Source organism: Roseicella frigidaeris (assembly GCF_003258945.1).
Classification (GTDB): Bacteria; Pseudomonadota; Alphaproteobacteria; order Acetobacterales; family Acetobacteraceae; genus Paracraurococcus; species Paracraurococcus frigidaeris.
The window spans coordinates 90513-99516 of sequence record NZ_QLIX01000019.1 but is presented as its reverse complement, the minus strand read 5'-3'; the positions used below and the strand labels follow the sequence as shown (position 1 = coordinate 99516).

General features: G+C 71.5%; 9 protein-coding genes. All 9 read left to right on the top strand.

Translation table 11 applies throughout. The features are described 5' to 3' along the window. Window positions 1-114 precede the first annotated feature (114 nt). The 9 genes from DOO78_RS20015 (at window position 115) to ettA (ending at window position 8996) form a co-directional block, all read left to right on the top strand. Window positions 115-1071, top strand: a complete 957-nt coding sequence (locus DOO78_RS20015; RefSeq protein ID WP_111471641.1) for a Bug family tripartite tricarboxylate transporter substrate binding protein — start codon at window positions 115-117, stop codon at window positions 1069-1071. Between the two features lie 315 nt (window positions 1072-1386). After that, window positions 1387-1683, top strand: coding sequence for a hypothetical protein (locus DOO78_RS20010; protein WP_111471640.1), 297 nt, complete (start codon window positions 1387-1389; stop codon window positions 1681-1683). Between the two features lie 333 nt (window positions 1684-2016). Beyond that, the gene (locus DOO78_RS20005; RefSeq protein ID WP_111471639.1) at window positions 2017-2949 is read left to right on the top strand and encodes an NAD(P)-dependent oxidoreductase; all 933 of its coding nucleotides are present in this window, start codon (window positions 2017-2019) and stop codon (window positions 2947-2949) included. 24 nt (window positions 2950-2973) lie between these two features. Then, entirely contained in the window at window positions 2974-3765 is a 792-nt protein-coding gene (locus DOO78_RS20000) for an N-acyl homoserine lactonase family protein (protein WP_111471638.1), read from the top strand. Between the two features lie 31 nt (window positions 3766-3796). Beyond that, on the top strand, window positions 3797-5209 hold the full coding sequence (gene leuC / locus DOO78_RS19995; RefSeq protein ID WP_207802982.1) for a 3-isopropylmalate dehydratase large subunit: 1413 nt from the start codon (window positions 3797-3799) through the stop codon (window positions 5207-5209). 4 nt (window positions 5210-5213) lie between these two features. Further along, complete coding sequence (gene leuD / locus DOO78_RS19990) at window positions 5214-5816, top strand: 3-isopropylmalate dehydratase small subunit (protein ID WP_111471636.1); 603 nt, start codon at window positions 5214-5216, stop codon at window positions 5814-5816. Then, the gene (locus DOO78_RS19985; protein ID WP_111471635.1) at window positions 5813-6790 is read left to right on the top strand and encodes a Bug family tripartite tricarboxylate transporter substrate binding protein; all 978 of its coding nucleotides are present in this window, start codon (window positions 5813-5815) and stop codon (window positions 6788-6790) included. The genes leuD and DOO78_RS19985 overlap by 4 nt, the downstream gene beginning before the upstream one ends. Before the next feature lie 180 nt (window positions 6791-6970). Further along, complete coding sequence (locus DOO78_RS19980) at window positions 6971-7195, top strand: hypothetical protein (protein ID WP_243634642.1); 225 nt, start codon at window positions 6971-6973, stop codon at window positions 7193-7195. Between the two features lie 121 nt (window positions 7196-7316). Continuing rightward, window positions 7317-8996: an energy-dependent translational throttle protein EttA gene (gene ettA, locus DOO78_RS19975; RefSeq protein WP_111471633.1), complete on the top strand. Its 1680-nt coding sequence runs from the start codon at window positions 7317-7319 to the stop codon at window positions 8994-8996. Window positions 8997-9004: the final 8 nt, after the last annotated feature.

Genomic DNA, 9004 nt, shown 5'->3' with positions numbered 1-9004 from the left:
GGCTCTCCGTCCGATCGTCCGTGCCGCGCATCGCCCGCCTCCCGCCTGACCAGAAGGAATCACGCCAGAGCCGCCAACGCGACAGTTTTTCAGCAGCCTGCTAAGCAGGCGGCCATGCGTCGCCGCCCCCTGCTGTTGGCCAGCCTGCTCCTGCCCTCCGTCGCCCGGGCGCAGGCTTCGCGCCCCGTGCGCCTCGTCCTGCCCTTTCCAGCCGGCGGCCCGACGGATGCGCTGGCGCGGCTGATGGCGCCGTCGCTGGCGGACCGGCTCGGGCAACCGGTCGTCGTGGACAACCGGCCCGGCGGCGGCGGCGTGCCGGCGGCCGAGCATGTGATGCGCGCGGCGCCGGATGGGTTGACCCTGCTCTTCACCACCAACAGCACGCATTCGACCGGTCCGGCGCTGCAGGCGCAGCTGCCCTACGATCCGGAGCGCGACTTCACGCCGATCGCCCTGCTGGCGAAGAGTCCGAACCTGGTGCTGATCGCGCCTGGCCTGCAGGCGCGCAGCCTCGCCGCGTTCGTCGCCTGGGCCAAGGCCCATCCGGGCGGCGTGAATTTCGGCTCCTCGGGCATCGGCACCATTCCGCATCTGACCGGCGAATTGTTCAACCTCCTGACCGGGGCGGGGATGGTGCACGTGCCCTATCGCGGCACCGGCGGGGTCTATGCCGAGATGCGGCGCGGCGACGTGCATGCCCTGTTCGATCCGCCCCTGACCGCGCTGCCGAATGTCGCGGCCGGCTCGGCCCGCGCCCTCGCCACGACCGGCGCGGCGCGCACGCCGCTGGCGCCCGATCTGCCGACGGGGGAGGAGGCCGGCGTGCCGGGCTTCGTCGTCGAGACCTGGTTCGGCCTGTTCGGGCCTGCCGGCCTGCCGGATGCGGCGCAGCGGAGATGGGTCGCGGCCAGCGAGGCGGTGCTGGCGGAGGCCGATCTCCGGTCGCGCCTGCTCGGGCTCGGCGCCGAGGCGGCCTGGGGCGGGCCGGCGACTCTCACCGCGACCGCAGGGCGAGACCGCGAGCGCTGGGTGCGGGTGGTCCGCGATGCCGGGCTGCATCCGAACGACTGAGCGCAAGGGCCCGCGCGGCCTCGCAACAGGGTTGGCGTAAAGCCGCTCCGGCCTGGGCCGATGAGGGATTCAGGACGGCCAACCCGGCATGCAGTCCCCTGCATGGGATTCTGCCCGGGAATTCACGCCGGAGTTGGGAATCGCCAGGCCGTCTGACGGCGCTGCAGCAATCGCGATGGCCTTCTGTAACGACTTCAAGTTCTTGTGCTCCGCTCGCCGGGTAACATCTGTCATCTTTGTAACGAATGGATACATCGGAGTAGAACCCCAGCGATGGAGATATCGTTGCCGCATCCCATGAATGGAGGGCCTGCTTTGCCGTTCGACCTGATGCCCCCCGGCACGGCGATGGAGCATCCGCACCAGCAGCAGATCAACGCGCTCGCGCTGACCCTCGGCACCCTGGTAGGCATGCTGCAGCAGAAGGGCGTGCTGCGGGGCGCCGAGGTGTCGCAGGTCTTCCATGTGGCCGAGCATCTCCTCGCCGAGGATTTCACGCTCGGCCATGAGATGATTGCGACGGTGCGGGATCTGGCCATCTCGATCGGCGGCGCGACGGAGCGCCTCGCCGCCAGCCGACACGAGCCGTTCCACGGCGGCGACGCCTGGTGACGCCCGGCCTGCCGGGCCTCGATCTGCGGTCCGCGATGCAGACCCGGCAACCCCTCGCCTGAAGCCGCCGTCGCCGGTGCGTGGTGCCGCCGCTGCCTCGGCAGGGCCGGGCAGCCCGCTTGCGCAGGCGGTCGAATGACCTAGGATCGCCTACCAGGGTGGCCAGGGCATGGCCGGCCTGGGGGGATCGACATCCATGGGCGCGCGTCGCCGGCCTCGCTGGGCCGCCGTCCCCCTCCGCGGCGAACCGGCCGCCGGACGCGCCGCGCCGGGGGCCGATGCCATCCCGCCTGCCGGCGCAACGGCGGGGGCAAGGGGAAGGGGGGAAACAGCATGCGGATCGGTTTCATCGGCCTCGGCACCATGGGTGCCTTCATGGCGGCCAATCTGCAGAAGTCGCAGTACCGGCTCATGGTGCTGGATGCGCGCCGGGACGCGGCGGCGCGGCATCTGGAGAATGGCGCCGAATGGGGCGCCTCGCCGCGCGAGATCGCCGAGCGCTGCGACGTGGTCTTCACCAGCCTGCCCGGACCGGCCGAGGTGGAGGCGGTGGTCTTCGGGCCGGATGGCCTCCTCGCCGGGGCGCGGCCGGGCCTCGCCTATTTCGACCTCTCGACCAACAGCCGGACGTTGATGCAGCGGGTGCACGCTGCGCTGGCCGAGAAGGGGGCGCATGGCTTCGACGCGCCCGTCTCCGGCGGCCCCAAGGGGGCGGAGACCGGCAAGCTCGCCATCTGGGTCGGCGGCGACCGCGCCGTCTACGACCAGCACAAGAAGGTCCTCGACGCCATCGGCGACCAGGCCGCCTATATCGGGCCGATCGGCAGCGCGACCGTCGCCAAGCTCGTGCACAACATGGCCGGCTACGCGATCCAGACGGCGATGGCCGAGGTCTTCTCCATGGGGGTGAAGGCCGGCATGGAGCCGCTCGCGCTCTGGCAGGCGGTGCGCCAGGGGGCGCTCGGCCGGCGCCGCACCTTCGACAGGCTGGTCGACCAGTTCCTGGTCGACCGCTACGACCCGCCGGCCTTCGCGCTGAAGCTGGCGCATAAGGACGTCACCCTCGCCACCTCCCTCGGGCGGGAGCTCGGCGTGCCCATGCGCTTCTGCCAGCTCACCCTCGAGGAGATGAACGAGGCGATGGCGCGCGGCTGGGGGCATCTCGATTCCCGCATCCCGATGAAGCTGCAGACCGAGCGGGCCGGCGTGACCATCGCCGCCGATCCGGCCGCGGTGCAGGCGGTGCTCGATGCCGACAAGGGCTGAACGGCGGGCGGGAGAGGGGCGCGCATGACCGCCCGCTACGCGCTCTATGCGTTGCGCTACGCCACCCGCGACGCGAAGCGGCAGGAGCATTTCATCGGCGGCGACCCGCATGACGCGCCGATGCCCATGGACTACTTCGTCTGGGTGGCGGTCGGCGATGGCCGCGCCTGGGTGATCGACACCGGCTTCACCGCCGAGGTCGCGGCCCGGCGCCGCCGCACCTATCTCCGCTGCCCGGTCGAGGGGCTGCGGCTGCTCGGCGTCGAGCCGGATGCGGTGGAGGATGTCGTCATCAGCCACCTGCACTACGACCATGTCGGCAGTTTCCACAAATTCCCCCGCGCGCGCTTCCACCTGCAGGAGGCGGAGATGCGCTACGCGACTGGCCGCTACATGTGCCACCACCGCCTGCGCCACTCCTTCGAGGTGGAGGATGTCGCCGGCATCGTCCGCATGACCTTCGCCGACCGCGTGGTGTTCCATGAGGGCGATGCCGAGCTGGCGCCGGGCCTCAGCCTGCATGCGATGGGCGGGCATTCCATGGGCCTGCAATGCGTCACCGTCGAGACCGCGCGGGGCCGGGTGGTGATCGCCTCCGACGTCACGCATTTCTACGAGAATCTCGAGGCGAAGCGGCCCTTCACCACCGCCTTCCATGTCGGCGACATGCTGGAGGGCTTCGACCGGCTGCGCGCCCTGGCGCCCGATCCGCGCCACATCGTCCCGGGCCATGATCCGCTGGTGATGCGGCGTTACCCGGCGGTGCCGGGGCTCGAGGGCATCGCGGTCCGGCTGGACCGGGAGCCGGCCGACTGAGCGGCCGCGCCGAGGCTGAGGAGGGATGCGCATGGACGCGCCGCGCACGCTGTTCGAGAAGATCTGGTCCCGCCACCGCGTGCTGGAGCGCGAGGATGGCCAGACCCTGCTCTATGTCGGACGCCACCTGCTGCATGACGGCGGCGCCACCGCCTTCGACGTGCTGCGCCGGCGCGGTCTGACGCCGCGCGCGCCCGAGCGCATCTTCGCCACCCCCGACCATTACGTCTCCACCGCCGGCCGCCGGGTCGAGGAGATCGAGGATCCGCGCCACCGGGAGATGGTCGAGAAGCTCGCCCGCAACACCGCCGAGCACGGCATCCGGCAATTCGGCCTCGGCGATCCGAACCAGGGCATCGTGCATGTGGTCGGGCCCGAGACCGGCCTCTCCCAGCCCGGCCTGCTGATCGTCTGCGGCGACAGCCACACCTCGACCCATGGCGCGCTCGGGGCGCTCGCCTTCGGCATCGGCAGCACCGAGGTGGCGCATGTGCTGGCGACGCAGACGCTCTGGCAGCGCAAGCCGCGGAGCATGCGCATCGCCGTCGAGGGGCGCCTCGGGCCGCAGGTGACGGGCAAGGACGTGATCCTCGCCATCATCGCCCGCATCGGCGCCGCCGGGGCGACGGGGCATGTCATCGAATATGCCGGCAGCGCCATCCGCGGCCTCTCGATGGAGGGCCGGCTCACCCTCTGCAACATGTCGATCGAGGCCGGCGGCCGCGCCGGCATGGTGGCGCCGGACGAGACCACCTATGCCTATCTCGAGGGGCGGCCCTTCTCGCCGCGGGGCGCCGATTGGGACGCCGCGGTGGCGCGCTGGCGAGAGCTGCCGAGCGATGCCGGCGCCGCCTTCGACGCCGAGGTCACGCTGGACGGCTCCGCGATCGAGCCCATGGTCACCTGGGGCAACAGCCCGGAGGATGCGTTGCCGATCGGCGGCGCGGTGCCGGACCCGGATGCGGCGCCGGATGCTGAGCGGCGGGCGCAGATGCGGCGCATGCTCGACTATATGGGCCTCGCCCCCGGCACCCGGCTGACCGACATCGCCATCGACCGCTCCTTCATCGGCAGCTGCACCAATGCCCGCATCGAGGATCTGCGCGCCGCCGCCGCGGTGGCGGCTGGGCGGAGGGTGGCGCCGGGCGTCACCGCCTGGGTGGTGCCGGGCAGCGAGCCGGTGAAGCGCCAGGCCGAGGCGGAGGGGCTGCACGAGGTCTTCCGCGCCGCCGGCTTCGCCTGGCGCGAGCCCGGCTGCTCCATGTGCCTCGGCACCAATGGCGACATCGCCGCGCCCGGGGAGCGGGTGGCCTCCACCTCCAACCGCAATTTCGTCGGGCGGCAGGGGCCCGGTGCGCGGACGCATCTGCTGAGCCCCGCCATGGCCGCCGCGGCCGCGGTCACCGGCCGCTTCACCGATGTCCGCCGGCTGCTGGAGGGCTGACGCCATGGAGGCCTTCCGCCATCTCGATGCCGTCGCGGTGCCGCTGCCGCAGCCGAACATCGACACCGACCGCATCATCCCGGCGCGCTTCCTCTCCCGCCCGCGGGAGGTGGACCATGCGCAGTTCCTCTTCCACGACGCGCGGCGCGGGCCGGATGGCGGCCAGGACCCGGACTTCCCGCTGAACCGGCCGGAGTGGCAGCCGGCGCGGATCATCGTCGCGGGCCGCAATTTCGCCTGCGGCAGCTCGCGCGAGAGCGCCGTCTGGGCGCTCTTCGATGCCGGCTTCCGCTGCGCCATCGCGCCGAGCTTCGGCGACATCTTCCGCACCAACGGCACCAAGAACGGCTTGCTGCCGGTGGTGCTGCCGGCCGAGGCGGTGGAGGCGATCATGGCTATGCTGGAGGCCGAGCCCGGCGCGCGCATCGCCATCGACCTGCCGGCCCAGACCGTGACGGCGCCGGACGGGTCGGTGCATGGCTTCGAGATCGACCCCTTCGCCAAGCACTGCCTGCTGGAAGGGCTCGACGATTTCGGCCTCACCGCCGGCTATGAGGAGGAGATCGCCGCCTTCGAGCGACGCTACGGGCGCGAGAACCGGCTGTGACCATCCCCCGGCGCCGGGCGGCGCTCGGGCTCGCGCTGGCCTTGCCGGCCCTTGGCGTCCGCGCCCAGGGCCAGGCGGATTGGCCGAGCCGCCCGATCCGGCTGATCGTCGCCTTCGCCGCCGGCGGCGCCGCCGATACCGCCGCCCGGACCTGCGGGCAGCGGATGGGGGAGATCCTCGGCCAGTCGGTGGTGATCGAGAACCGCACCGGCGGCAATGCCGTGATCGCGGCCAATGCCACGCTGCAATCGCCGCGCGACGGCTACACCTTCCTCGTCGATGCCGCGAACCAGCTCACCAACCCCGCCCTGATGAAGGATCTCGGCTTCGACTACCGCACCGCCTTCGTCCCGGTCTCGCAATTCTGCCTCTTCCCGCAGGTGATCGCGGTGAAGCGGGATTTCCCGGCGCGGACGATCGGGGAGTTCATCGCCCTCGCCAAGGCCCGGCCCGGCGGCATCAGCTACGGCACGCCGCCCGCCGCCGGCATGGCGCATCTGGCCGGCGAGGCCTTCCAGAAGCAGGCCGGCATCCGGCTGGTGCACACCCCCTATCGCGGCGGCGCCGATGCGGCGCGGGACATCGCCGCCGGGGTGGTGGATGCGGTCGTCATCACCACCAACTCGATACGCCCGCCGGTGCAGGCGGGGCAGGCGCGGATCCTGGCGGTGACCAGCCTCGAGCGCGTGCCGACCCTGCCCGAGATCCTGACCCTCGCCGAGAGCGGCTTCCCCGGCTTCGACATGAACGACTGGAACGGCGTCTTCGCCGCCGCCGGCACGCCGGCGCCGATCATCGAGCGCCTGGCCGCGGCGATCGGGCAGGCGGCGCGCGATCCTGGCGTGCGGCAGCGGATGGATGCCTCCGGCGCCGTCATGCAGGGCAACACGCCGGCCGAGTTCCGGCGCTGGCTGGAGGCGCAGCGCAGCCTCTGCGAGCAGGTGATCCGCGAGGCCGGGATCACCCTAGGCTGAGCGGGCGGCCGGATGGGGTGGCCAGACGGGTGGCGAAGGCGGCCGGGCGACCCTAGATGCAGCCTACGCATGCCCCGCCCGACCCCTCGCTCCCCGCAAGGCCCCGCTGCGGGGCCGGTGATCTGCCCGCTCTGCGACCGCCCCATCCCGCCCGGGGCGCGATCCAGCCGGCACCATCTGGTGCCGCGGCTGAAGGGCGGGGCGCGGCTCGGCACGGTGCGGCTGCACCAGATCTGCCACAGCGCGATCCATGCCCGTTTCTCCGAGGCCGAGCTGGCACGCCGCCTGTCCGACATCGCCAGCCTGCGAGCCGAGCCGGAGATCGCCCGCTTCCTCGGCTGGCTCCGAGGCAAGCCCGACGATTTCCACGCCCCGACCCGCCGGGCCCGGCGCCAAGGGCACTGAGGCAGGGGCACTGAGGCAGGCCGCTGCCCCCGGCCGGGGAGATTCCTGCCCCCGGGCGTTTCCGCGCCGCGGCGATCTGCTCTAGAAAGCCCGCAACCCCCACGCCCCCAGGATTCCGCGCATGGCCGCCTACCAGTACGTCTATGTCATGAAAGACCTCACCAAGTCCTATCCGGGCGGGCGCGAGGTCTTCAAGGGCATCACCCTCTCCTTCCTCCCCGACGCCAAGATCGGCGTGCTCGGCCCGAACGGCGCCGGCAAGTCGACCCTGATGCGCATCATGGCCGGGCAGGACAAGGAGTTCGGCGGCGAGGCCTGGGCCGCCGAGGGCGCCCGGGTCGGCTACCTGCCGCAGGAGCCGCATCTCGAGCCCGATCTCACCGTCGGCGAGAACGTCATGCTCGCCTTCAAGCAGCTCAAGGCCGATCTCGACCGCTTCAACGAGATCTCGATGAAATTCGCCGAGGAGATGTCGGAGGAGGAGATGAACACGCTCCTCGCCGAGCAGGCCGAGCTGCAGGAGCGGATCGACGCCGGCAATGGCTGGGAGATCGACCGCACCCTCGACATCGCGCTCGACGCGCTGCGCTGCCCGCCGGCCGAGAGCCCGGTGACCAACCTCTCGGGCGGCGAGCGGCGGCGCGTCGCGCTCTGCCGGCTGCTGCTCGAGAAGCCGGACCTGCTGCTGCTCGACGAGCCGACCAACCACCTCGATGCCGAGAGCGTCTCCTGGCTGGAGAAGACGCTGCGCGACTATCAGGGCGCGGTGCTGATCGTCACCCACGACCGCTACTTCCTCGACAACGTCACCAACTGGATCCTCGAGGTCGATCGCGGCCGCGGCATTCCCTACCAGGGCAACTACTCCGCCTATCTCGAGCAGAAGCGCAAGCGCCTGGCGCAGGAGGAGAAGGAGGAGAGCACCCGGCAGCGCCAGCTCGCCGAGGAGCAGGAATGGATCGGCCGCAGCCCCTCCGCCCGCCAGGCCAAGAGCAAGGCCCGCATCCAGGCCTATGAGGAGCTGCTGGCCAAGAGCCAGGAGAAGGCCCCCGACCCGACCGAGATCCAGATCCCGCCGGCGCCGCGCCTCGGCAACCTCGTCATCACCGCCGAGGGCATCCGCAAGGGCTACGGCAACCGCCTGCTGATCGACGACCTCTCCTTCAAGCTGCCCCCGGGCGGCATCGTCGGCGTCATCGGCCCGAACGGCGCCGGCAAGACCACGCTGTTCCGCATGATCACCGGCCAGGAGACACCGGATGCCGGCACGCTGACCGTCGGCGATTCGGTCGATCTCGGCTATGTCGACCAGAGCCGCGACAGCCTGCGCGACGACCGCACCGTCTGGCAGGAGATCTCGGACGGGATGGACATGATCCCGATGGGCAAGCGGCAGGTGCCGAGCCGCGCCTATTGCGCCGCCTTCAACTTCAAGGGCGGCGACCAGCAGAAGCCGGTCGGCGTGCTCTCGGGCGGCGAGCGCAACCGCGTCCACCTGGCGAAGATGCTGAAGCGGCCGCACAACGTGCTGCTGCTCGACGAGCCGACCAACGACCTCGACGTCGACACGCTGCGGGCGCTGGAGGAGGCGCTGCAGGATTTCGCCGGTTGCGCGGTGATCATCAGCCACGACCGCTGGTTCCTCGACCGGCTGGCGACGCACATCCTCTCCTTCGAGGGCGACAGCCATGTCGAGTGGTTCGAGGGCAACTACCAGGCCTATGAGGCGGATCGCCGCCGCCGCCTCGGCGCCGCGGCGGACCAGCCGCACCGCATCAAGTACCGGCCGCTGACACGCTAGGCCGCGCC

Coding starts and splice junctions, on each gene's coding strand:
- DOO78_RS20005 (WP_111471639.1), top strand. CDS start 2,017: ATGCGGATCGGTTTCATCGGCCTCGGCACCATGGGTGCCTTCATGGCG.
- leuD (WP_111471636.1), top strand. CDS start 5,214: ATGGAGGCCTTCCGCCATCTCGATGCCGTCGCGGTGCCGCTGCCGCAG.
- leuC (WP_207802982.1), top strand. CDS start 3,797: ATGGACGCGCCGCGCACGCTGTTCGAGAAGATCTGGTCCCGCCACCGC.
- DOO78_RS20015 (WP_111471641.1), top strand. CDS start 115: ATGCGTCGCCGCCCCCTGCTGTTGGCCAGCCTGCTCCTGCCCTCCGTC.
- DOO78_RS20000 (WP_111471638.1), top strand. CDS start 2,974: ATGACCGCCCGCTACGCGCTCTATGCGTTGCGCTACGCCACCCGCGAC.
- ettA (WP_111471633.1), top strand. CDS start 7,317: ATGGCCGCCTACCAGTACGTCTATGTCATGAAAGACCTCACCAAGTCC.